The following is a 24,854-nucleotide window of genomic DNA, read 5'->3' as shown; positions in this document are numbered from 1 at the left end:
AAGATATCTGCATCTTTTGCGGAGGCCTACTTGTGTCTGCTATGCGGAGCCACCCTTTCGGAGAGCGTATGACCGATATGAGGCGACTGCCGCCTGTCTGGTCCTACATCGTAGAACAGACAGGCAGTTCAGGGGGGGGGGTACGGTCTGTCCGCTTCCGGAATGCGGGAGGAAGAATGCGGTCATTTATGTGATCTGCAATAAATTATAGCTTCACGCCTCATATCGGTCGCTCCTGCACTTACGTACTTGCCGAAACGATATAAGTCCAATGAACTACAGTAACTGAAAAATGCCTCTGTATTTAAGAAGTGCAATAGATTCACCACTTAAATACAGTTACTAGAGTCCACATAGGGATTTCATTGAAACACCAACAGATTCGAAGATATGTTTCGCTTGATCTTGCGTATACACAGATGCTGGATGCATCGTGTTGTTTCTTAATACTGACCCAAGATGGTGTAAGTTGACTCTGGCACTTTCCCAATTATTTTTCTTATTTTTTTCTCTTACGGTTGTCTCTGGCATAGACTTTATCTTAGTGTCCATATTGCCTGTCAGTTGTCGCCATGTTGTTTGTGGCTTAATTGTCATATTAAGTTTTCTTGCTAGTCGACGTACTGCTGCTTCCATTCCTCTCATTAGATGAAATACACAAGCAGTAGGTTGCTGTAGGGAAAGGCACTTACCTGCCTGCTGAAAATCGTCCTTAGCTGTAGGAAATTTTTTTGCGACATTGTCACCAAAAGGAGTAGTTAAGTTGAAGTATGGGACTGCGTCTTCGGGCACATGAAAAAAAAATTCTTTTTTTAATTCATCTAATAAGCGTTCTCTAAGAATGTCACACCGTTTTGCAATATCTTTGAGAGATAAATTTGGAAGTGCTTTCTGAAAGCGAGATATCTCGGGACCAATACGGTCTACCATATTTGTTACTGTACATAACTGCATCATCTCTTGCAAAAGGTCATGTATAGGCTGTTTACTGTCAGAGATTTGTGTAGAATCTAAAGGCAATTCAGAAGAACGATCACAAATGTTTTCTCTGAGCCATAACTCAGAGATCACATAACCAAAATTAAATGCATCCTGTTTTAACATCATCTGCCATTAATTAAAATTTTAGAACGGATTTTTGTAAATAATATAACTTTTATATACTACACTGATCGCCAGTGATCAGGTCTTTTTTTGTCATTCAGATGGCGAACTCTAGCAACTAGTGGGTGATAACCCTGTTTTTTTGCCCATGAAATCGCAGATGCTTGAGTTGATGCTACATGTAATACTCTATCTCCGCTATCTTCTACTACATATTCAGAAATGTGGCTTCCTTCGGGACGACCTTTGGGACGTGCTTCAACGTAAACATTCGCCATTTTCATCTCACTTTGCGATCTTGTTTATAAAACGATTTTATTTCTTGCAGCTTTCATCATTTTCACGACCAATTCAACATATAATATTCGAATATTGACATGCAATATCGTAAGGCATGCAATGCAATAACGGTATAGCTGAAATACAAACAAATAAAATCAGAACTCTATTATGGAATTTAGAATACGGAAGTGGAAAATGTATAGATAGCCAAAATACTAGATGCTCACCCATCACAATCCAACTGCATTCTGGAATTTTAAAAGACTGTGGACTTTCGCTCCAGATGAGCGTCTTTAAGATATCGTACACCAAGCCCTACATGCTTCTTCAGCAACGATTTCTACACTCACTACATGAGCACGAAACAGTCCGTTCTCGAGATCAATTAACTTGAGTAAAAATGTCGGAAATGTAGGCGTAAACAGTCTGCCAGAAAGAAAGCTTTTTTGATTCGGATTCTTATCTGCAATCAAGATAATAGCGGCACAATGTTCGATTGAATAAAACAAGGACATACCCCCTTGAATTGCAAAGGGAACGATAAAACATAAAGATCTCAACAATTGTGGACATGAGAAAATGAAGCAGCCTGGTTTAGATCAACGCCATCGTGATAAAAACGGTGCTATTAGCCGAAAGCATGGGAATACTTTGATTCGCACGCTACGTGTGACGTATGGCTCCAACTTCGCTCCGGGTTTTTCCGGTGAGGTAACGCTTGCCTCTGTTCTGCAGAAGCTAGATGAACCCTCGCTAAGCAAGTTAATCGCTAGTTTACCGGCGCACGAGCGATAAGCATCACAAATGAGCCCTGAAATGTCAGGGCTCATTGACCTATGCCTTCAGACAAACAATCTCATTTTGAGAAGATTGTTAAGTTAGTAACGAGATTTCTACTAAGTGGATTGTATCGTGCAGAGTAATCAGACCATGGTCTGATGTCCGCTATCCAAAAATGAACGAATCTCGTCTAGTTACCGACATGAGGCGACTACAGCCTGTCCGCTTGCTCCATCAAACGGAAAATTCGTTCCGTTCCAAAGGACGAAAAGCTGCACGGAAGAAAGGTTATCGAAAGATAGCCTGTGTGGTAGGGTTCTGCTTCAAGAAATAGGGATTTTTCTGAAATATGAAATTGCGGCAACTTGGTAAGAGCGGCCCTCAGGTATCCGAAATCGGTCTTGGGTGTATGAGCATGTCCGGCATGTATGGTCCGGCTGATCGGAAAGAAAGCATCGCTACCATCCATGCCGCGCTGGACGCTGGGATCACGCTTCTCGACACCGGCGATTTTTATGGCATGGGCCATAACGAAATGCTGATCGGTGAGGCGATCAAGGATATTCCTCGCGACAGATTCCTCGTCAGCGTCAAGTTTGGTGCGATGCGCGACCCGGGTGGCAACTGGGGCTCCTACGACGCACGGCCTGCTGCCATGAAAAACTTCCTGGCCTATACCCTGCAACGGCTCGGGCTTGATCATGTCGACATCTACCGGCCTGCACGGCTGGACCCGGCTGTGCCTATCGAGGATACGATTGGCGCCATCGCCGACATGGTTCAGGCGGGTTATGTCCGGCATATCGGTCTTTCGGAAGTTGGCCCGGAAACCATCCGGCGCGCGGCTTCCGTCCACCCAATCAGTGACCTTCAGATTGAATATTCGCTGATTTCGCGTGGCATCGAGGACAAAATTCTTCCTGCCTGTCGTGAACTTGGCATCGGCATAACAGCCTATGGCGTGCTCGCGCGTGGTCTAATCAGTGGGCACTGGCAAGGGGCTAAGGGGCCAGGGGACTTTCGGGTTCGTAGTCCCCGCTTTCAGGAAGGCAATGTCGAGCGCAATCTGGCCCTTGTGGAGACATTACGCGAAATTGCAGCCACCAAGGGCGCAAGCGTGGCCCAACTCGCAATTGCCTGGGTGGCAGCACAGGGTGACGACATCGTACCACTTGTAGGAGCCCGCCGACGCGATCGGCTCTCCGAGGCGCTGGGTGCGCTTGATCTTGCGCTGACGCCTGACGATCTGGCTGCTATCGAGCAGGCAGTTCCAAAAGGGTCTGCTGCCGGGGAACGCTACGATCCGAAACAGATGGAGGTACTCGACAGCGAGAAATCGGGGTTCGGAAAGGGTTAGGAGTAAGATAGAGCCGGTGCAAGTATCTGGGCCGGTCGACTCTTAATTTCTACCATCCTCACTGGCAGCGCTCTTCAGCTTTTTTCAGCTCGGCAGATACAGACACTTACGTCCGCTTTTCAGAATTTAGCATGATGCTTCTCGTGTCCGTCATGAGGCGAAACCAGTCGTGCGCCGCGGAGTTCGGTTCAACATCTCTTATCTGATCGCTTCTGGCGGCAGCATCTATTGAAACTAAAAACCACGGCTCACCGCGCCATACAACCTCCATGCCTGCCCGTTGCAGGTTTGTTCATCTATCCTATTACTTACACAAACACCGCCTATGACCGCATAGTATGATTTTGTGCTTTTTCATGACGCCTAACCCTGTCCAATAGCTCCAGTATCGTCTGGAGAAACCGTCATGGACGCACGAGACAGGCAGGCGCGGATCGAGATCATTCTTCCCGACGACGCGGAAACCGACCTTTATATAACGGATGCCAGCGTGCTCCGACTGGCGCGGCTTATCGGTCGCCAGATGGCTCGCGAGGACTATGAGCGTCAGAAGCGCCGTCAACGCCGCACCCGTCATCCAGCAGGGGCTATCCGAAAAACGTGATGGCGACGCCAACGAATTGACTACCACCCGGCGGGTGGAAGCAAGGTAAGCTCTGACACCCTCTCTTTTTGGAAGATGATGCCCGGAGTCCTGCCATGGTCCGTGTCGCGCTCTATGCCCGCTATTCCTCTGACAATCAGCGGGCCGCCTCGATCGAAGATCAGTTCCGCATCTGCCGCGAGCACGCCAAACGCGAAAAATGGAAGGTCGCCAGCGCTTACAAGGACGCAGGCATCTCCGGATCCAGCATGATCCTGCGTCCCGGCATCCAGACCCTTTTGCAGGACGCGCAGCGTGGCGAATTCACTGTCGTGCTGGCCGAAGCGCTGGACCGCATCAGCCGCGATCAGGCAGACGTCGCCACCCTGTTCAAGCATCTAAAGTTTGCAGGGGTCAAAATCGTTACCCTGGCCGAAGGCGAGATCAGCGAACTGCATGTCGGCCTCAAGGGCACAATGAACGCCCTCTTCCTGAAAGACCTGGCGCAGAAGACCCATCGGGGCCTGCGCGGTCGGGTCGAGGACGGCAAGTCCGGTGGCGGCCTGTGCTACGGCTACAAGGTGATCAAGAAGCTGGACGCACGAGGCGATCCGATCCGGGGCGACCGCGAGATTGACGCAAACGAGGCCAATATTATCCGCCGCATCTTCAAAGACTTTGCGGCCGGTGTCGGCCCACGTGCGATCGCACGTACCCTCAACGACGAGAACATTCCCGGCCCGAACGGCAACCCGTGGATCGACACCACGATCCGGGGCCACGTCCAGCGCGGCACGGGTATCGTCAACAACGAACTCTATATCGGCCGCCTCGTCTGGAACCGGCTCCGCTATATCAAGGATCCCTCAACGGGTAAGCGGGTGTCGAGGCTGAACCCTGAATCTGAATGGATCATCACCGAAGTGCCCGAGTTGCAGATCGTCGATGATGCGCTCTGGCAGGACGTCCGCGACAGGCAGGCGAAAATCGCCGCCCAATATGTCAACGTCATCGCGGCGGTCAGAACATCGGCCGCAAACAGGATGAACGGCATGCGCCGCCCGAAATCCCTGTTCTCGGGTATGATTTTCTGCGGCGTCTGCGGGGGCACCTACTCGCTCCGCGAGAAGGACCGCTACGCCTGCTCGAACCGGATCGCCAACCGCTCCTGCCATAACAAGGCGACGATCCTGCGCCCCGATCTTGAAGAACGCGTGCTCGCCGGCCTCAAGCACAAACTGATGACACCCGAAGCCGCCGCTGCGGCCATGAAAGCCTATACGGAAGAGACCAACCGACTGAATCATGAACGCCGCGCCAACAGCGCCGGCTGGAAGGCCGAACTGGCGAAAGTCGAAAAGGGTATCGCCGGCATCATGACCGCGATCGAGAACGGGATGTTTGACCTTCATATGAAGGCACGCATGCAGGAGCTTCGTGACCGCGAGGTTGACCTGAACGCCCTGCTCTCCTCAGAACTGGAAGATACCCTGGACATTCACCCGAATGTCGCGGCGATGTTCAAGAAGAAGGTGGAGCGTCTGACCGAGAGCCTGAACCAGCCGGAAGACCGTGCCGAGGCGTCCGAGGCGGTCCGCGCGCTGGTGGAAAAGATCGTTCTCTCACCCGGCGACAAGCGCGGCGATATCTTCGCGACGCTCTATGGCGAGCTGGGAACGCTGCTGAGGTTCGTGAATCAGAGGGACACAAAGTCCGGCAAGTCCTTGAAAGGACTTGCAAAAACGTCAATGTGGGAATCGGTGGTTGCGGGGGAAGACAACCAACGATACTTGCGATTGGTGGACCGCGAGATACCCCGTCTCGCTGCATGACAGAGTCACCATGCCAAGCGCATGGGCATATTCAATGGGAATCCTTGTCACAGGCAACCCGCCCCATATATGATCCTATGTCGTGGTCAATATATGAGGCACTCGGGCATGTCTGAGACCACATTCCTCTCCGACGCCTTCGATCCGTCAGGGCTGATCGCGGCGGAACGGCTGAGCAATATGCTGCACATCACGAGGGGTGAACTGGCCGCCACGCTGGGCCTGTCGCGTGACGCCGTCTCCAAAAGCGCCCGCCTCGGCCGCCCCGCCACGCAGGCGAGGCTGCGCGACATGGTCGAGATCCTCAATCGCGTCCGGCCATGGGCGGGCTCAGCCCAACAGGCTTTCGCATGGTACCGGTCACAACCCCTGCCCTCCTTCGGTGATCAGACTGCCGAGGCGCTCGTCCGGGAGGGACGCGCCGATGCTGTCCGGCGCTACCTGGATCGGATTGCGATCGGCGGTTACGCGTGAGGTTTACCGGCCGGGTATTCCGGGCTCATAATCCCCGCTGGTCTTTCACTCCATTATCAGGCGATGGTGCGGCGCTTCATGGAGGTCGGTTCAATCCGGCCGGCACACCTACCCTTTACACGTCACTTCGAATGGAGACTGCCTACCTCGAGGCCCAGCAGGGCTTTCAATTCAAGCCGCATCCACTGGCTATCCGAGCTTGTGATGTCGATAGCGAATCTGTCCTTGATTTGAAATAATATATCACTCTCCAGGAAACTCGTAAAGAAGATTATGAGCGATGGGGCATCTGGCATCATTGCCTGGATTCTTACCCCTGGAACGAGAAAAAATGACAGGAATTCTATCTTCTGGAGGCAGTCAGACAGCCGCCCTCCCTCGCGTGATCGTCATTGACCATATAAGGGGCATCCTTCAGAAAACCCAAGCCGCACGTTGACAGCAGGGTCAACTCTAATAAGGGTTGACGGAGTTCCCGAATAGACATTTTGTTACGGTCGGGCTTATTGGTTTGGGGGGAAAGGTGTTCGTCAGGGCACTCGCAGGCGAGCCGGCAACGTGGGGTATAGGAAAGCAGATCGACTATTCAGGAGATTACTGCACTGTTGAATACTTTGACATGCCCACTTCTGAACCAGTTACCTGCAAGCTCAATAGTAATCTAGTTGAGCGCGTATTCCTCGCCCAGCAGACCCGCGTTTATCATTTCGACGAGGCAGCAGGCGCTTGGGAGATTGGCAGACTTCTCGACGATCATGGCGACCGCCAGTTAATTCAGTTTCCCAATCACAAGACAAAGTATTTGGAGGTCAGCGTGGTGTTCGTCCGCTGGGCGAACCCGATCGAGGACCCTACACCATATCTCGCCAACCAGATAAATGAGAGTCCGCGCTTTTCCGATGGCCGGAGCGCCTTTGTCCGTTCGCAGACCCGCCAGCGTGCGGCATCAATAGGAATGTCGGCACTCCTGGCGTCGGCAGTCGAACTCGAGGCGCACCAGATCGAGGTGGTGCGGCGTATCCTTCAGGATCCGGTGCAGCGTTATCTTCTCGCCGATGAAGTGGGACTCGGCAAGACAATCGAGGCAGGCATGCTCATCCGGCAGTGCGTCCTGGACACACGGCAGGAATGCAACATTCTCGTGATCGTGCCTCCTGCGCTGGTCGGCCAGTGGCGAAACGAGCTTGAAAGCCGGTTCTTTCTCGGGCGATGCCTCGATCAAAGCATCCACGTAGTCGCCCTTGATCATGACGACAGCATACGCTCGCTCCTGCCCAAAGCGACGATGCTGGTCATCGACGAAGCCCACCATCTAACCAAACGATTAACGGGTGGCATCACTGGAATCTATGCCGACATCGCCGCCGCCGCCCCGGCGATCGATCGGGTCCTGCTTTTGTCCGCAACGCCAGCACTGCATAACGAGCGCGGCTTTCTCGAGATGCTGCACCTGCTCGACCCTGCCACCTATCCGCTTAGCAGTGAGGGCGCGTTCCGTCGCAAGATCGAAAGCCGTCAGGCGCTGGCGGAGATCGTTGCCGGTCTGACGCCGGAAAATGCATTGTACCTCGACTATACGATCGACCAGTTGGCAACCCTCTTTCCCGATGACGAATTACTGCAGGAACACGCAGAACAACTGCGCAATGTCATCGAGACGATGCCCGAGCAGGACGATCCTGCTCTTGTCGAAGCGATCGGACGATTACGCACCCATCTAAGCGAAGTCTACCGGCTGCACCGTCGCATCCTGCGCCACCGCCGGCGGAGCATCGGCGGGCTGACGCCGGACCGATCCGGCGCCGAGATCGTCCGATATCGCAGTAGCGACCGCGCTGTTCTGACCGCGGCCATCGATGACTGGCGGTTCGATGAGGCGAACAAGCTCGACGCGGCAGGTTCAGAGAAGCTTTGGAGCGACCGCGTACGGGCATTCTGGCAGGTGCTCGACCGTGCTTCGCAATATCCGAACTCCGGTCCGGGGATGATCGGGTTTCTTGCTCGCCAGACGGCGATGATCGGCGATCCCGAACGCTTTGCGGCGATCAACCGCTGCCTCGGCCGGGCCGGCCTATTCGACGACCGCGCGGACGCACTGCTCGACGCGATCGCGCCACTCATACGCAACCAAGCGCAGTGCGTGATCTTTTGCTCCGATGCGAAGACCGCCGATGCGCTCGCGAAGCGTATCCAGGATGAGCTTGGGATTACGCTCGATCGGCACGATCCCGAGGACGATGCGTGGACAAAGTTCGCCGGAGCCGCCGATCATCCCGTGCTGGTGTGCGACCGCCGCGCCGAGGAAGGCCTCAACCTGCAGGGCGGAAAGAAGGTGGTTGTCCATTATGACGTGCCGCTCAACCCGAACCGGATCGAGCAGCGGCTCGGCCGGGCGGATCGCTACGGATCGGGCGAAGCGGTGCGCTCGCTCGTACTAGCGTGCGAGGACGATCCGTTGGAATTGGCCTGGGTCGACTACCTCAACACGGCCCTCAAGGTTTTTGACCGGTCGGTTGCGAGCCTTCAATATCTGATTGAGCAGACGGTACGCGACATCGCGAGGGCGCTCTTCACCGATGGTGCGGAAGCCCTCATCGATCTGACGGCGACCAGCGCCGGCGAGCAAGGTCTCATTGAGCGCGAGATCAAATCGATCGACCAACAGGATGCACTTGATGCGCTCGGGACTCCTTCGACCGATCTGGTCGACGAGCTTTCGGAGGTGGACGAAGATTGGCAGTCGCTCGCCAGCGACACGGCGATCTGGCTCGAGCAGACGCTGCAGTTCGGTCGCGCCGAAGAGGCGCGGCTGGTTGCGACCGCAGGCGCGGCGGCCCCCTTCCGCTACATCTATTCGACGTCGAACCGGCATACGCTCATTCCGCTGCCCGCCTTCATGGCGCAGTGTGCGGAAGCGCTCGATCTGCAACTCGGGCTGAGGCTCGCGCGGACGATCCGGACCATTCCCTATACCTACCGCAGGCGGACCGCGCTCAATCGGGCGGCGCGCGCGGCCGGCGTAGGCCTCCTCCGTTACGGCGATGCCTTGATCAGCGGTCTGACCGCGCTCACGGAAGCCGACGACCGGGGCCGCTCGTTCGCAATGTGGCGTTTCGCGCCGGACCATGTCGGCGACCCGCTCGCCGAATTCTACTTTCGCTTCGATTTCGTTTTGGAGGCCGATACCGCTGCGGCGGTCGGCGTGCTCTCCACCCACAAGCGCAACACGAGTGCGGCCCGAGCGGCCGTCCGTCGGCGCGGCGACATGGCGCTTGCGCCTTTCTATCGCACAATTTGGCTCGACCGCGAGTTGGCGCCTGTGCGCGACAAGGAACTGGTGGCGCGCTTGGGCCGACCTTACAGCATCGAACCGGATCGTAGCGGGGCCGTCGATCTCAACCTCAACGCCAGGCGATGGCCGCGTCTGCTGCAATTGCAGTTCCCGGAACTTGCCTATTGGGGAGAGCTTTGCGGCAAGGCCCGAGCGACGGCAGAGAACGTGCTTCGTGCCGATTCCGAACTGATCGCGAGCCTTGGTCGGGCAGAGCAGCGCGCGGCCCAGATCGATCATGGGCGCCTTGGGCAATTGCGCGCGAGGGCCCGCTCCGGTGCGACCGAAGTGGAAGGCGCCGAGCTCGCTTTCGAGGAGCAGTTCGCCGCGGCGCTGCGCGCCGGGATCAACGCGCCGCGCGTCCGGCTCGATACGATCGGCACCGTCTTCATTTCATCAAGCCGATCGGCGACTGATCGTATCTCAGGCAGCATCTGATGGCAGTGCATGATTTCGGCGGTCTGCAGGACGCGTTGCTCGACCTCACCAAGCTCGAGGCGGAGACGCCGGCCACAGATGGCATTTTCGACCGGCTGACCCAGGTCCTTCTGGCGTCGCAAGCGACGGGGCGGCTGCACTGTCCGCAGGACACGATGGGGCTCTTTCGGCATGTGCTGCGCCGACAATCGTTGCAGGCGGGCCAACAGGCCCAGTTGCGGATTTCGTCGGGTGTCGGTTGGCCGAGCCGGCGTGATTGGGCAAATTTCGGCGTTCGAGCACACAGCGAAGCGAACGGATATTTCCTGATCGAAGCGCGGCCCTGGCGCCCGGAATGGCTGGAAGAGAGCGATAATCCGGTCTTCGAGGATATCTTCGCGGAGCGGAACGTCCGGCTCGACTGGCAGCGGCCGATCGATCCGTTTCTCGGTGAGGCGAGCGGCTTCGACAGCTATGTGTCGCCCGGGCAACGCGAAGCCGTGCGAAGCGCCTTCTTGCTGCCGGCCGGAGAGACGCTCGTCGTCGCATTGCCGACCGGGTCGGGCAAGAGCTTCGTTGCCCAGGCCCCTGTGCTTACGCGTGGGGTCGAAGGCGGTTTATCGCTGTGTGTCGTGCCGACCACTGCGCTGGCACTCGATCAGGCGCGGCAAATGCGGCAGATGCTCAAGCGCCGCTTTCCCCGCCGTGAGGTGCCCGCGCTTGCCTGGCACGCCGGCCTTGGCGCGGAGGAGCGCGTCGGAATCAAGGCTGCGATTCGCGAGGGTCGCCAAGGCATCCTCTACTGTTCGCCCGAGGCCGTGACAGGCGCGCTGCTGCCCTCACTCTACGATGCGGCCAGCGCTGGACTGCTCTCTTACCTCATCATCGACGAGGCTCATCTGGTCAGCCAGTGGGGCGACGGTTTTCGTCCTGCCTTTCAAATGCTCGCCGGTGTGCGGCGCGGGTTGCTGGACGCGTGCGCCGCCGCCCGCCGCTTCAGGACGCTCCTGATGTCGGCGACGCTTACGCCCGATACGATGGAAACACTCGATGCGCTGTTCGGCCCGGCACGCACTCTCCAGGTGGTCGCCTCGGTCCATCTTCGGCCAGAGCCGCAATATTGGGTGCACCGCGAGGATGATCCCAACGCGAAGGATCGGAAAGTCCTCGAACTCCTGAGGCACGCACCGCGGCCATTCATCCTCTACGCGACCAAGCGCAACGACGCGACGCGATGGGTGAGACTGCTGCGGGGCAACGGCTATGCGCGGATCGACTGCTTTCATGGCGAAACCGCCGATGCAGATCGGCGTCGCATCATCGACCAATGGTCCAAAAACCGCCTCGATGGGATCGTCGCCACCTCGGCCTTCGGAGTGGGCATCGACAAGCGCGACGTGCGCACCGTCATCCATGCCGCCGTGCCCGAAACGCTCGATCGCTTCTATCAGGAAGTAGGGCGCGGCGGCCGTGACGGCTGTCCCTCGGCATCGTTCCTAATCTATTCGCGTGAAGACCAGGAGATAGCGAACTCGATCGCCTCGCCTTCCCTGATCAGCGACGATCTTGCCTTCGAGCGATGGTCGACGATGTACGCCAGCAGCAAACAACTCGATACAATCGGACAGTTGCTGGAAGTGGACTTGGCGGTCGTACCTCCGCGGCTACGGCAGCAGTCAGACTATAACCAGTCGTGGAACATGCGCACGCTGATCATGATGGCGCGAGCCGGCCTGCTTGGCCTTGAATCGCAGCCACCGGCCCGCATCGCGCAGCAAGAGGAGGAGAGTGAAGCGGCGTTCGAGATCCGCAGCGATGAGCATTGGTCGGGCTATTTCCAGCGCACTGTCGTCGGCCTGTCGGAGTTGGGGCATCTGAGCCGCGAACGGTTCGAAGCGCTGATCGACCGGGAACGGCAGCGCGCGTTTGATGCAGCGACCGTGAATCGAGCACTCCTCGACAAGCTACTGAACGGTTCGGAGGAGGTTTCGCTGTTGCTCGACCATCTGTACCGGAGCAACGCCCCAGGACGTTCCGTAATCGTATCGAGGGCCTGCGGGGGGTGCTCGGCGGACCGTCGTGCGGGAACAGCCAACATCGATTATCCGGCACCTCCTGCCTATGGCATCGAACAGGTCGGCACATTCGACCTCAGCCTGTTTGCCGGTAGCTTCCCGCAGCTTGATCTGGCTCAACCGATCATTCTGCCAGTCGATGAACCGGTCGATGATATGGCGCTTATCGACTTACTACGTGATTTTGTCGCCATGTTCGGCGTGCGCGAGATCGCGACCTCTGCGGCGTTTCGACAACGCAATCCGGCACTGGCGGGCCTGCATAAGCAGAGCGACGATCATGTGCTGCTGCTGCAGACACTTGAGGAAGAAACGATTCGTCCGTCGTCCTATGAGCTTCCGCGGGTCACGCTTTGGACTGCTCCGCCGGGCACGACGTTGCCGAAACATCTGTTCACCATGAGGCGGCCGTTGCATGTCATCATGGCGTCGGCGTCGACGCCGGATCCCTGGAACTTCGCGCGCCGCATTGCCGACACCGGCTCCAACGTGCTGGCGGTCGATCAATTCAAGCTCGGAGCGCGTCTGTGAGTATCCTCAATCAAGCCAGTGACGGGCTGTTCAACGTGCTGATCGTGCTGGTTCGGGTGCTCATCCGCTTTGGTCCAAAGGGCCGCGATGATCTGATCCTTGCCTGCGGCGGAGCGGCCGGCGCCTTCGACACCAGCCAGTTGACGAGAACGCTGAACCGCTGGACTGAACTTGGCCTGTTCGGCGAGGAAAACGGGTCCATTATCATCGCCGCCTCCTACCGCTCCGCGCTTGGCAAGAACGCCGACGAAGCGGAAACGCGCCTGCCGAAGGTGGCGAGGACCATCGCGTTGTCGCCTGCGAACAACGCGCGTTTCTGGGAAAGCGAGGGCGCCAAGAGCGCGGACCTGTCGCGCGGCGTGGCGTGGATGCTCGCCCAGGACGTCTACACGCTCGACGTCAATTCTGACCGTCTGGCTGAAATGGAGGGGCACCAACTGATCGACAGCAGCGCGCAGAAGATTGCCCAGAACAATACCCGCTGGAACGGCCTCAAAACCTGGATGCTGTATCTGGGGTTCGCCCGCGACGGCGTGCAGTGGGTCGTCGATCCGACGCAGGCGCTGCGCGAGACGCTTCCCGACATATTCGGCTCAAACCGGGAATTGCCTGCCCCCGCCTTCGTGGAACGGGCGGCGGGGGTGTTGCCGGTCTTCGACGGGGGCGCCTATCGTGTCCAGGTCGAGGCCGCATTGAAGGAGAGCGCCTGGCCCCGCCTGCGTGCTGGCCTCATATCCTCGTCATTGTCGCGGGCGATCCAGCGCCTCGATCGGGAAGGGTTCATCACGCTTTTGAGCAAAAGCGATACCGAAGGCGTCGTGTCGCTCACCGGCACCAATGCACGGACCTGGCGGGACGTGTCGCATGTGGCCCTGACGCAAGCAGGAAAAGCGCGCTGATGCTTGAGAGATATTGGCCGGAAACTGACGAGGTCAACGCCTGCATCAAGAACGAGGCCGAAACTGCCGATGTGTCGGTTTTGCTGGCGATTCATCAACCGGCTCTGCTCACGACGCGCAATGCCGGTACGAACATCGAAGCCCCAGCATCCGAGCAGGAACTGCTCGATGCTTTTCTTTCCGACGACGTACCGGGCGGATATCTGCTGTTTCCGATCACCGGCCCTTCGGGGGTCGGCAAGTCGCACATCATTCGCTGGCTCGACGCGCAACTTCAGCGCTCGGCCAAACGCGAGCGTCTCCACATCATCCGTATACCCAAGAGCGCAAGTCTCCGACGCGTTGTCGAACTCATCCTTGAGCCGCTAGAAGGCGATTCGCGCTTCGAAAAGTCGCGATCGGAACTGGCACGCGCGGTCGCGGAGATCGATAAGCGCAAGGCCGTGGTGCTGTTCCGCGCGCAGATCGAAAATACGCTGGCGAGCCGAGTTGAAGCGCTGCGACTCGAGGCGCGCGAACATAAAGACCGGGCGGCGGAGTTGCGGCCGCTGATCGGTCATGCCCAGATGCTGCCGAAGCTGTTCGGGGACGCGGCGCTCAAAGACTATTTCGACGAAACCATCCTCGCTCGGGTCTTGGCGCGCGCACTGCAAGGCCGGGAAGACGGTGCGGAAGGAAATGAGACCCAATCGCAATTCTTCGCCGAGGATCTGCTTCTGCCCGACGCGATCGATCTCAACGAAGCGGCGCTGCCGGTAAAGACCTATTATCAGACTCAGCTTGCCGTCCTGGACGTGCGTCGCCGGCAAGCCGCTGCCGACCTTCTCAACACGATCGTCGACACGGCCATCGGCAATGTCTTCCAACTCGAGCAGAGCACCGGAGGCATTACCCTGCAGGACATCATCCTCGGGATCCGCGAAATCCTACTCAAAGACGGTATGGACTTGGTCCTGCTGGTCGAGGATTTCGCCGCACTCTCGGGCATTCAGGATGTGCTGCTCAAGGTTTGCGTGCAGGAAGGTACCCATGACGGTAAGAAGGTGCGCGCCACAATGCGCACGGCGCTCGCGCTCACCGACGGCTATCTCGCCTCGCGCGACACGATCCTGACCCGGGCGCAACGCGTCTGGGTGGTCGGCCACCGCGAGCAGAGCGACGATGAAATCGGGGCCGCCGTGATCGAAATGGTCGGCGCCTATCTGAATGCGGCCCGCTGGGGTGAAGACGGTCTGCGCAAACGCTTCGACCGCCGCAGTGCCGACGACGAGCTTACTGGCTGGTTGCCCGCCTGGCAGGACGGAGAGCAAAGCGACGAGGAAGCTGAAGCGCTGATCGCCTTCGGCTTCTCCATGCGCGGACATGCACTGTTTCCGTTCAACCGCCTGGCGATCGAGCAACTCGTCCAGCGGCATCTGACGGAGGCAAACCGGCTGGTCTTCAACCCGCGCCGGGTGATCAACGAGATCCTCCGCCGCCCGCTGCTCATGCGGGGCACGTTCGTCAGCGGGAATTTCCCGCCGCCTGAATTCCACGGACTGCGCCCGAATGTCTATCTCGCGGGGTTGATCCGACAGGCAAGTCAGCCCGAACCCGTCAAGCGGCGCATGGCTTCCGCGCTGGCCGTCTGGGCCGGCAATGCGGCGGATCAGGCCGCGCTTGCCCATGTGCCGCCAGCAATTTTCTCGACTTTTTCGCTGCCGACGCCGGCCGAACTCGCCAACGTGGGGTTCGTACCCGCACAGAAACCACCAATCCGACCTGCTGGGCCGACGCGCGGCGGAAACGCTCCTCCAGCGCCGCCGCAGCCACCAGTTGCGGCCGAACAGGACCCGAAGATCGCCGCGTGGTCGAAGAAACTCGATGCTTGGGCCAGTGGAACAGAACTTGTTCAGGCCGATGCGCGCGCGCTTCGGAACGCCTTAGGGGATATGCTGAAGGGCGCCATCAATTGGCCGGTGCTGCGTATTCCCGATCAAGTCATTGACGCCCGCTCACTCTGGATCGCCGGAGTCCGCAACAATCCGGTTGGCGGGCGCATCCTCATCGTTTGCGAGAGTCACGAGGACGAGGATGGGACGCTTCGCGAAGGCTTTCTCGGCGCACTGAGGTTCAGCTTCAACGGTCATCGCTGGAATTACTCTGAAGCAGATATCGACTATGTCGCGAGTGCTGCCATCATCGATCGTCTGCTCGCTCAGTTGATCCCGAAACTCGTCGCGGAAGCAAATGCGCAGACCGCAGTGATCGGCCGCGCCCTACTTAACCAATCGCGCATTGTCGGCCTGTCGCCTCCGGTTCGTCTGGGCGGGGCCGAACCGCTTTTGCGCGGGCTCTTCGGGTCGCCGCCGCAGGTCGAGACGCAAGCATTCGAAGAAGGATGGGATCAGTTGCGCGCCCAGGCGACGGGGTCGGTCAACGGCCGGAGCGTGCGCACGATCTTGCAGGGACTGCTGCTCGACCGCAGCGCCAGCTTCCAGGGGATCGGCAGCAAGCCCTTCGCGGTCGACAGCCCCCGGCTACTCGACGCGCTTACCGGCGACCCGCCGTCAGGGCTTCCAGAAGGGTTACCCGACGAGGTGCGGCCCTTCATCCCGACCATGACCGACGCACGCATTTGGGGGAGGCTGCAGGTGGTCATCGCCAAGCTCCGTGCCTTCCGCAACGAGATCGCCGATTATGTGGACGAACGCATCGACAAGGGCTCTTTCGTTGCCGACCTGCGGGAGATCATCCCCTTGCTGCAGAAGACAAACTGCTGGCCCGCCAATGTCGCGATCAAGCTCAGCGAGTTCGAGATTCGCCTGACGGAATTCCAGACCAGCCGCTTCGTCGAGTTGGTGGATAAGACGGCGACAATCGTCGACGAAGCGGATCGTGAGCAAGTCCCGAAGTTGCTCAATGCGCTTGGATCGCTCGACCTCGGATTAATCCAGCGCACCATGTCGTTCCTGATCACCGCCAATGCCATAGTGTCCCAGGCGGAGCCGCGAGTCACCCAGCAGGAGGCGGTTCGGGGCCAATCGAACCCCGACGCTGTTGCGGCGGAGATCACCAGGCTGCTCGAGGGCGTAAGCGCAACGCCACCCGTGGCAGAGAAGGCAACTCTATGAGCGCATCGCTTCCTGTTCGTGCCAGGGCGCTTCGCGAACGGCTGGTTGCGCTCGATCGGCTTGGTGCGAATGTTGAGGAAACAGGGCGGCTCGAGGACCTGCGCTCAGACCTCGCGCCGCCGGCGGCCGAACTCAGCCGCGCCCTCGATCAACGCGCCCTGCTGATGGGGTCCGGAATCGAAACGCCCGAGCCGCCCACACTTGGGACGGCGCGTAAGCGCGCCGCGGCGCTCCTCGAGCGATTTACCGGGGAGCGAAAGGCTGCCGCGCTCAAGAAGGGAAGCGGCTGGGCCAATCTACTGAAGGAAATGAAGGCGGCTTCCGCCGACGTCTCCGCTTCGGTCGTGCGAGGCTGGAAGGGATATCGGCAAACCGTGTTCACCGGCGAGGCGCCAACTCTAGTAAAAGGCCGCATCGCCTTTACGCCAGCGAACAATGCCGCGTTCAAGACCTATGAGCAACTCCACCAGGCGTTTCGTGCCGAATTCGATAAGCTCCCTGGAGACCGGGCAGCGATCGAACGCGTCAAGGCGCTGGCGGCACAGTTGACCGAGACGGCGAAGACGTTCGACTTCGACGTTCCGACTGATGTGAAGCGCTTCCTCGAGGCCATCCAGATCGGGGGAGCGAAGCTCGATCTGCTGACCGATGCGGTTCTCAAATGGCTCAACGAGAACGATGCCTTCGACAATTACCGTATCGTGCCACGGAGTGCAGATGGAAGACGATGAAGCCCTACTTCTCGCCGCACTGGATGAGATCGAGCAACGTGAGGCCAAGCTCCTGACATGGGGTCTGGTCGACGGCCATGTCTCGGCGGGCGAGTTGCACGGCATTATCGATGCGCTGCTCGACGATCCGAGAATGGACGGTAGGGTCTCCTTTACCGGTGCCGGTCAGGTCATCGCTACGCTGATCGATCGTGCCTTGTTGTTCGATATTGGCGAGGAGGCGGGCTCGCACTACCGGTCGCGGATGGCGGAAGGCGTTCGGCTTCTGTTCCGACTGCGCCAACTGTTTCCGCAGCATCGCGGCCCGATTGGTTGGCAGACCGCGCCAACCCTCGTTGCCGACTTCCGCTTCATTTGGCGCCGCCGCCGCTATCCGCGGCGCGAGATTGACGCTGCAATGGCGCTGGCCACCATTGCGTCAGCAACGCCGGATCAGACCGCACGCTCCGCGCTGTCGGCACTTGTCGAAAGCTATGGTTCGCGATTCGCACTTGCAGGCTTTCAGGTCGCTGCGGCTGCGCGAATTCTGGGAGGCTTCGAGGGCTCGCAATCGACAGCGACACTGGTCAGCGCCGGCACCGGCAGTGGCAAGACCTTGGCCTTCTATCTCCCGGCGCTCTCACGAGTGGCGTCGCATATCCAGCGTGACGCAATGGGCGACCGGTGGGTCAAAGTCCTCGCGCTTTATCCGCGCAACGAACTGTTGAAGGATCAGTTCGCCGAGGTCTATGACCAGACGCGTCGCCTCGATGCGCTGCTCGCGAGGCGCGGACGCAGAAAGATCCTGATTGGCACCTTCTTCGGTCCGACGCCCCAGTCAGCCGAGAAGGCACACGAGGCGCGCAGCGGCTGGCGGCAAACATCGGCCGGTCTCATCTGCGAGTATCTTCGCTGTCCCACGCCGGACTGCGACGGCGACATGGCGTGGCGCGATGCCGACCGGCGCGCCGGGCACGAGCGGCTTGAATGTCTCGAATGTTCCACCATGATCGAGAGCGACGAGATCATCCTCACCCGCGACCGGCTACAGCGTGAAGCGCCGGATATCTTGTTCACCACTACCGAGATGCTCAACCAGCGCATGGGGGACGACCGCGTCCGGCATCTGTTCGGGATCGGTGAACGTGCCCAGCGGCCAGTGGAGATGATGATGCTGGACGAGGTCCACACCTATGCCGGCAGTTCCGGTGCGCAGGTAGCTTTCCTCTTGCGCCGCTGGCGGCGACTTCTGCGGCGCAACGTTAGCTTTGTCGGTCTGTCGGCCACGCTCAAGGACGGCGGGCGATTCTTCGCGCAATTGACGGGCTTATACGAGCAGGCGTCGGTCGAGATCGCGCCCTCGAACAGTGATATGATCGCTGAGGGCGCTGAATATCTGCTCGCGCTGCGCGGTGATCCCGTATCGCGTACAGCCTTGCTGTCGACGACGATCCAGACGGGGATGCTGCTGTCCCGGCTTCTCGACGCGCCGGATGAACGCAAGAGCCGGGGCATCATCGGCGAACGTGTGTTCCTATTCACCGACGATATCGACGTCACGAACCGCATGTACTTCGCGATGCTCGATGCAGAGGGTCGGCGCAGCAGTGGCGTACCTGACCTAGCGAACAAGCCAGATGGCGGACTCGCATCGCTGCGTCGACCGCTGCCCGTCCAGCATCGCAAACTGCATGGCCAGGATTGGAAAGCCGTTGTCGAGATCGGCCATAGCCTCCAGCCACAGGACCGCAAGTCAGTCGGGCGGGTGATGTCGATGGACCCGGGTGTCGGCAACAATCTTGACGTCATCGTCGCAACAGCATCGCTCGAGGTCGGGTTCAACGATCCCCGCGTCGGCGCGGTTATCCAGCACAAGGCCCCCCGCGACGTCGCGCAATTCCTGCAGCGCAAAGGCCGCGCCGGGCGATCACCCCGGATGCGTCCGTGGACTGTCGCAGTGCTATCAGACTATGGCCGGGATCGTCTCGCCTATCAGGGATACGATCTGCTGTTCGATCCCGAGTTACCGTTGCGCACATTGCCGATCGGCAACCGCTATGTGATGCGCATACAGGCAGTCTATGCGACGCTTGACTACCTAAGCCTGATACTGGGCTCCTCACGCCAGGGAAGTGTGTGGGTGGATCTGTCAAGAAGTGCAGACAGTAACTACGAACGGTCGCGTCAGACGGCGTTAGCCGGCTTGATCCACCGCATCCTTACCATTCCGGCCGAACTCGACCGCTATACGTCCTACCTTGCTTCGGCATTGAAGATTGATGAAAGCGCTGTCCTGCCATTGCTATGGGACCACCCCCGGCCACTGATGACCCAAGTACTCCCCACTGCGCTCCGGCGCCTTGAAAGCAACTGGAGCGCGCGGGGCCAACCGGGTAATGATTATAAGGTATTCAACTCGCCCTTGCCCGAGTTCGCACCGGCCAACTTGTTCAGCGATCTCAACCTGCCCGAGGTTGAGATCATTTTGCCGCAACCAGGCCAAGCGACGCCCGATCGGGCCGTGATGCCGATCGCGCATGCGATACGCGAGTTTGCTCCGGGCCGCGTCTCCCGGCGATACGGCATCAGCCATGCGTTCGAGCGGCACTGGGTATGTCCGGCCCTCGATCAGAATCCAGAACAGGCCGTGCCACTCGAACCCTTCACCCGCCTGGATCGGCTCGGCGACTGGCGTATCCATGGTGCCAGGACGGTGCAGCAGGTGACCGTTTATCGGCCACGCGTGCTCGAGGTTCAGCCACCGCCGGGCACCGTGGTCGACACGTCCAACGCCCGAATCCGCTGGCGCAGTCAGATTGTCGCGCGCGGTCATGGCATGGTGCTCGACCCGCCGCGTGGCAGCCCCTGGACACCCCTGATCGAGGAGGTGCGGTTCTATTCGCACGAAGGTCTGAGCCCGATCGAGGTCCGCCGGATGGCGCTTGGAAGCGACGCGGGTATTCGCTTCCGTGACGGCGGATCGCTTGCCAAGAAGTTCCACTTCGAGGTCGGCGGCGAAGCGGTCGCTCTCGGTTTCAGTCTCGCGGTTGATGCGATGTGCATCCGCCTGCGATTTCCGGATGCCTTGTGGTCCAGCCTCGGAGCGGAATGGGACCCGCGCTATCGGGCAATGCGCACGGCACGCTTCCACCATCAAGCGTTGCACGGGCCGCTTGCTGAACGTGTGGACAATCCGTTCGCACGCGAGTGGCTCGCGCATTTAATGCTCGCGGCCCTCAGCAACGAAGCGATGGCACATGGAATCTCCTTGCGGGAGGCGGCCGCACGGCTAGCCGACGGCAACGCCGCACTCAACCTAGACCAGACGCTCAACATCCTGTTTCAGTCGGCCATCGTCGATGATGCCAACGCCCAGGGCAACCAGCAGGACAAGTTGCGCCAGGATCTGGCCAGCTTCCTCGCCGATCGGCAAGTGGTGGCCGGCCTGTTTAACCTCGCTGCGGTCCTTTGGACGCCGATCGACGCAGGCTGGGAACCTTGGCTGCGCGAGCGATACGCTGCGACCGTCGGCGCGGCGGCACTCAGCGCCATTTCCAGCCTGTGTCCGCAGATCGACAGCGATAGTCTCGTTCTCGATACGACGGCGGGTCCGCGCGAAGAGGATGACGTGCTCGCCGGCATGCCGGCTGGCGAGATCTGGATCAGCGAGATGGCGCCGGGCGGCAATGGGCAGATCGAAGAGGCGCAGCGTCAGTATGTCGAGGATCCGCGGCGATTCTTCAGCCTGATGACGGCGGCGCTGCGCGACAATGACTTCTCGCTCAGCGATTATCAGCTTGGTCGCTTCCTCGCTGCAGTCGTCGAGGGCGACAGCGACGATCCGCTGCCCACAGCGACGCGCATATTCCGGCATGCATCGGGCGCGGAGGAGAGCCATGTGCGTTTCACCGAGTTGCGTCACACGCTCGCGGAGGAAGGCTTCGTCACCTTTCACGCGTTCATCGTTGCACTCGCCAACCGCATCCTCCGGCCCGGATCGAGCAGCGACAGCGACGCCTTCTTCCTCGACGCGGTGCGGTCGTGGGACGCCGAGGAGGCGCGGCTCGGCATCGAACTGGATGCCCGCGTGCTCGCCTATCGACTCGCCCGCTCCGATGACATCGATGCCGCGCTTGCCCTCGCCGGCCTTGATCCGCCGACAGTCAATCCGGACCAGTGGCGCTTCGGCGTGATCTGTGGGCTGCTTTGGCCTCGCGGCGCGCATATTCGGCAATCGGGCCTCCGGCCTTATTCGCCGTTCGCCGATCTGCCGCTGCCTGATCCGCTGCTGTTGCGCGCCCATCTGACGGAGGATGCCGCGCTCATTGATCTTGAGGCCGAGGGTTGGCAGGATCTCTGCCTCGATCGTCTCGCCGACGTCGGAGCGGCAACATTGGTCTGTCCGATGGCGGCTTCCTCGCTGCTGGCGAACGCGCTGAGCTTTCTCGCCACTAACCCGGTGCAGTCGGCCTATCTCTCAGTCTATGCCCGCGTACAAGCGGTGCGGCGGGTAGAAAACGCCTTCCATGTCGATCTCGATGTCGCGGAGGCGCTGCAATGAGCTTCGAGACACGCAGGATCTTCAAGAGCGCTGTAACCAGCCAGAACCTCATCCGCGAGCTTCTGCAGATGATGTTTCTCGGCGAACTCATCGCGCCCGGCGGAGAGCGCGCCTGGCTCGTCAGTCCTTGGATCAGCAACGTCGTGCTGTTCGACAATCGTGCAGGCGGTTTCGGTTCGATTAATCCGGAATGGGGCAACCGCGAAATCAGATTGGTTGAGGTCCTGACCGATGTGATAGCGCGCGGTACTGCGCTCGGTATCGTGACAAGTCTGGATGAACACAACGATCCTCTCCTCGATAGGCTCGCCACGGCAGCCGACGAAACGGGCCTCACCAACAAGTTGTGCGTCGTCCGGCGTCAGCATCTGCACATCAAGGGCGTGCTGCTCAAACGAGGTCTGCTCACCGGCTCGATGAACCTCACCTATAATGGCCTCGAACTGAACGACGAGATGGTCGTATACGACACCACGCCGAAGACACTTGCCGAAGCGCGGATCAATTTTGAATCCTATGTGGGTACGGACGCATGATCGAGCATCTGCCAGCGCATGAGCAGGAGTGGCTGGATCGCTTTTTTGCATCTCCGAACGAGCTTAGCTGGACATCGCTAGTCGACGGGACGGCGCCAACAGAACAGGCGGACCAGGTTCGGCACTGGCTCGCCTATCTCGCAGCCCAGCAAACCAATGCGCCGCTGGTTTTTCCGTTTGTGCGTGGCGGACAGGTTACGGGCTGGTATGCCACCATGCTAGGCCCCGCCGGTGGATACGAACTTGGAGACGAACTCAACGCGTGGCTTGGGCCAACATGGCTAAGCCGCTTCGACCGCGTGCCAAGCGATGCTGCCGATCCAATGGCGGCGGTGCTCCGCAACCGCTTTGGCGGAATGGTCTATCGCTTCACTGGCCCCGATACGGCAGCCATGCGGACGATCGCTGGACGCCTAAGCGATTTTGCCGCGCTGCTCGGACGTAGGCCGAGGATGAGGCGCGCGCAGGTCCGCCCAGTTGGAGCAATCCGTGGAGACTTCGAGCGCGCGCTTCTGGCTGGCGACGAAACACAGGCGGAAGCCTTGATCGTCGAGTTGAAGCGGACCGGCCGCCTCAACGAGGAGAACCTCAAATATCTTGAGGTGCGGCTGAGCGCCGGCCTCGGCCTATGGCCGCATGTCGCGCGCAATCACTGGCTAATCAAGACGCTCGCGGATCTTGCGCTTCCGCCGCAGATTCTCGCTGACCTCATCGAGGCGCTCTACCGCACCTACATCGACGATGTAGAGACAGTCGGTGATCCGACCGCGCTGCGTGAAGCCTTCTCGCTCCATGTCGCGACGCCTTATCCCAAGCTGTTTGCGTCGCGTCGGGGCATTCTTACACCGCGGGTGGTCAAAGCGTTTATGCTGTTCGAGCAGCTTCAAGCGACCGCTGACCCAGCGATCATCGCCTCTCTCCTAGCATTATTGCCAACGGGAACAGACACGTCCCTTTTCGAGCCGTCTCTTGTCACAGAGTCCAAGCCCGCGTCTACCACGACGTTGGACGAAGCCGACGAAGCCTTCGATGACGGGCAGATTGACCGTGCATTCGAATTCTACATGCGGCTGCCGCCAAGCAGGAAGACCATCAGCAGATTAGTGGCCTGCGTGGGCACGATTGGAACCAACGAAGTTCGGGATCGCCTGCTTACATTGCTGGAAGGCACAGATCCGGTTCTCGTCGACACTTTAGCTCCCGCTGTCGCAGCGAAGATCGAAAGCTTGGGACGGGCGCTAACCGACGATGCTGCATCAGCGCAAGATGAAACCACCGTCAAGGCCGCTGTCAACTCATGGATGCTATGGGCAGAGCAATTGCAGACGGGTCACAATCTCGCTGCCGCCGAGCACGAAGTGCAATCGGCGCCGACAAATTGGGATGCGCACAAGATAAGGGACAACATACAACTAGCCCAGCGGTTTACTGACATCATCGGCGGCCTCAACGGTGCGGCCGGTTCGGTTGCTCGGGCTGCAGTCCCGCAGATCTTCGCAAGCTTCTTTCCCGACGAAGCGGAGATTTCACAGGCAGCAAAGCCAATTGCTTCGTTGCTTTTTCTATTAATCGCAATGGACGATTCGCTGTCGCGAGCGGACCTTGATCTACTCGCACAATTAGCAACCCTACTAATCGAGCAGGGACTGTCGTCGTCCGATTACGTTTCGCTACTGAGCGATCTTGAAGACGTGCAGAAGAGGATCGGCTCCTATGCTTATCTGTCGTGGAGTCTCGACATAAGTGAGGCACTCGCGATCCTTCCCTGCCCCTCGTATCAGGCACGCGACGCCAGACTCAGGCTATTTCTGCTGGTTCTTGGCCAAGCCACGAGCTTTGCCCACCGGTTGATGCCAACAGACCTATTGCCGATAGAAACGCTAGCGAAGGATTACGACGTTGGATCGGACGCAATCAGCGCTTTAAAGCGCGAGCAAGACACCGGTGGCGCAGACGCGACTGTGCCGAACCTCGAGGGTAAGATGATCGGCATCTATACGCTGGCAGAAGCCGCTGGCGGCCGGGCGAAAGCAGCCCTCCAAGAACTGTTTCCAGGTTGCAAGGTCGTGGTGAATTCCGACTTAGTGGCCACCGCGCAACTCAGAAGCCTAGCCAAGGCTGCCGACTTGTTCGTCTTCGCGTGGAAGAGTAGTAGCCACCAAGCCTTTTACTGCGTGAAAGATGCATTGGCCGGCAGGGAACTGATCTGGGCGCCTGGCAAGGGAACAGCTAGCATCTTGCGCGCGGTCCTCGATCATTTGGGCTGACC

The 24,854-nt window shown here is 59.2% G+C and carries 14 protein-coding genes; 13 read left to right on the top strand and 1 reads right to left on the bottom strand.

What is annotated here, in order from left to right; translation table 11 throughout:
* Positions 1-342 precede the first annotated feature (342 nt).
* A complete protein-coding gene (locus tag ACMAUO_RS19080) occupies positions 343-1,107 on the bottom strand; it encodes a hypothetical protein (protein WP_420358484.1) in 765 nt (254 codons plus the stop codon).
* Between the two features lie 1,408 nt (positions 1,108-2,515).
* Here ACMAUO_RS19080 and ACMAUO_RS19075 point away from each other — a divergent pair.
* From ACMAUO_RS19075 to dpdD, 13 genes are all read left to right on the top strand, one after another.
* Positions 2,516-3,523 (top strand): aldo/keto reductase, encoded by a 1,008-nt coding sequence (locus ACMAUO_RS19075; RefSeq protein ID WP_420358483.1) that lies wholly within the window; start codon positions 2,516-2,518, stop codon positions 3,521-3,523.
* A gap of 406 nt (positions 3,524-3,929) precedes the next feature.
* A complete protein-coding gene (locus ACMAUO_RS19070) occupies positions 3,930-4,127 on the top strand; it encodes a hypothetical protein (RefSeq protein ID WP_420358482.1) in 198 nt (65 codons plus the stop codon).
* Between the two features lie 95 nt (positions 4,128-4,222).
* The gene (locus tag ACMAUO_RS19065) at positions 4,223-5,938 is read left to right on the top strand and encodes a recombinase family protein (protein ID WP_420358481.1); all 1,716 of its coding nucleotides are present in this window, start codon (positions 4,223-4,225) and stop codon (positions 5,936-5,938) included.
* Between the two features lie 108 nt (positions 5,939-6,046).
* Entirely contained in the window at positions 6,047-6,412 is a 366-nt protein-coding gene (locus ACMAUO_RS19060; protein WP_420358480.1) for an antitoxin Xre/MbcA/ParS toxin-binding domain-containing protein, read from the top strand.
* The gene (locus ACMAUO_RS19055; RefSeq protein ID WP_420358479.1) at positions 6,409-6,651 is read left to right on the top strand and encodes an RES family NAD+ phosphorylase; all 243 of its coding nucleotides are present in this window, start codon (positions 6,409-6,411) and stop codon (positions 6,649-6,651) included. The genes ACMAUO_RS19060 and ACMAUO_RS19055 overlap by 4 nt, the downstream gene beginning before the upstream one ends.
* 284 nt (positions 6,652-6,935) lie before the next feature.
* A complete protein-coding gene (dpdE, locus tag ACMAUO_RS19050) occupies positions 6,936-10,181 on the top strand; it encodes a protein DpdE (RefSeq protein WP_420358478.1) in 3,246 nt (1,081 codons plus the stop codon).
* Complete coding sequence (gene dpdF / locus ACMAUO_RS19045) at positions 10,181-12,766, top strand: protein DpdF (protein ID WP_420358477.1); 2,586 nt, start codon at positions 10,181-10,183, stop codon at positions 12,764-12,766. The genes dpdE and dpdF overlap by 1 nt, the downstream gene beginning before the upstream one ends.
* Positions 12,763-13,665 carry a protein DpdG gene (dpdG, locus tag ACMAUO_RS19040; RefSeq protein ID WP_420358476.1) on the top strand — a complete coding sequence of 301 codons (903 nt, stop codon included), beginning with the start codon at positions 12,763-12,765 and terminating at the stop codon, positions 13,663-13,665. The genes dpdF and dpdG overlap by 4 nt, the downstream gene beginning before the upstream one ends.
* Entirely contained in the window at positions 13,665-16,778 is a 3,114-nt protein-coding gene (gene dpdH / locus ACMAUO_RS19035; protein WP_420358475.1) for a protein DpdH, read from the top strand. Before dpdG ends, dpdH begins: the two co-directional genes overlap by 1 nt.
* On the top strand, positions 16,775-17,509 hold the full coding sequence (locus tag ACMAUO_RS19030; RefSeq protein WP_420358474.1) for a hypothetical protein: 735 nt from the start codon (positions 16,775-16,777) through the stop codon (positions 17,507-17,509). The genes dpdH and ACMAUO_RS19030 overlap by 4 nt, the downstream gene beginning before the upstream one ends.
* Positions 17,496-22,049 (top strand): protein DpdJ, encoded by a 4,554-nt coding sequence (gene dpdJ / locus ACMAUO_RS19025; RefSeq protein WP_420358473.1) that lies wholly within the window; start codon positions 17,496-17,498, stop codon positions 22,047-22,049. The genes ACMAUO_RS19030 and dpdJ overlap by 14 nt, the downstream gene beginning before the upstream one ends.
* Positions 22,046-22,585, top strand: coding sequence for a phospholipase D-like domain-containing protein DpdK (gene dpdK, locus ACMAUO_RS19020; protein ID WP_420358472.1), 540 nt, complete (start codon positions 22,046-22,048; stop codon positions 22,583-22,585). Before dpdJ ends, dpdK begins: the two co-directional genes overlap by 4 nt.
* Positions 22,582-24,852, top strand: a complete 2,271-nt coding sequence (gene dpdD / locus ACMAUO_RS19015; protein WP_420358471.1) for a protein DpdD — start codon at positions 22,582-22,584, stop codon at positions 24,850-24,852. Before dpdK ends, dpdD begins: the two co-directional genes overlap by 4 nt.
* Positions 24,853-24,854 lie beyond the last annotated feature (2 nt).

Source organism: Gluconacetobacter brunescens (assembly GCF_048695475.1).
In the GTDB taxonomy this organism is placed as follows: Bacteria; Pseudomonadota; Alphaproteobacteria; order Acetobacterales; family Acetobacteraceae; genus Gluconacetobacter.
This window is presented reverse-complemented; position numbering and strand designations above follow the sequence as displayed.

Excerpts from the sequence above, each read along its gene's own strand:
- ACMAUO_RS19080 (WP_420358484.1), bottom strand. The coding sequence starts at position 1,107 with ATGATGTTAAAACAGGATGCATTTAATTTTGGTTATGTGATCTCTGAG.
- ACMAUO_RS19075 (WP_420358483.1), top strand. The coding sequence starts at position 2,516 with ATGAAATTGCGGCAACTTGGTAAGAGCGGCCCTCAGGTATCCGAAATC.
- ACMAUO_RS19070 (WP_420358482.1), top strand. The coding sequence starts at position 3,930 with ATGGACGCACGAGACAGGCAGGCGCGGATCGAGATCATTCTTCCCGAC.
- ACMAUO_RS19065 (WP_420358481.1), top strand. The coding sequence starts at position 4,223 with ATGGTCCGTGTCGCGCTCTATGCCCGCTATTCCTCTGACAATCAGCGG.
- ACMAUO_RS19060 (WP_420358480.1), top strand. The coding sequence starts at position 6,047 with ATGTCTGAGACCACATTCCTCTCCGACGCCTTCGATCCGTCAGGGCTG.
- dpdF (WP_420358477.1), top strand. The coding sequence starts at position 10,181 with ATGGCAGTGCATGATTTCGGCGGTCTGCAGGACGCGTTGCTCGACCTC.
- dpdH (WP_420358475.1), top strand. The coding sequence starts at position 13,665 with ATGCTTGAGAGATATTGGCCGGAAACTGACGAGGTCAACGCCTGCATC.
- ACMAUO_RS19030 (WP_420358474.1), top strand. The coding sequence starts at position 16,775 with ATGAGCGCATCGCTTCCTGTTCGTGCCAGGGCGCTTCGCGAACGGCTG.
- dpdJ (WP_420358473.1), top strand. The coding sequence starts at position 17,496 with ATGGAAGACGATGAAGCCCTACTTCTCGCCGCACTGGATGAGATCGAG.
- dpdK (WP_420358472.1), top strand. The coding sequence starts at position 22,046 with ATGAGCTTCGAGACACGCAGGATCTTCAAGAGCGCTGTAACCAGCCAG.
- dpdD (WP_420358471.1), top strand. The coding sequence starts at position 22,582 with ATGATCGAGCATCTGCCAGCGCATGAGCAGGAGTGGCTGGATCGCTTT.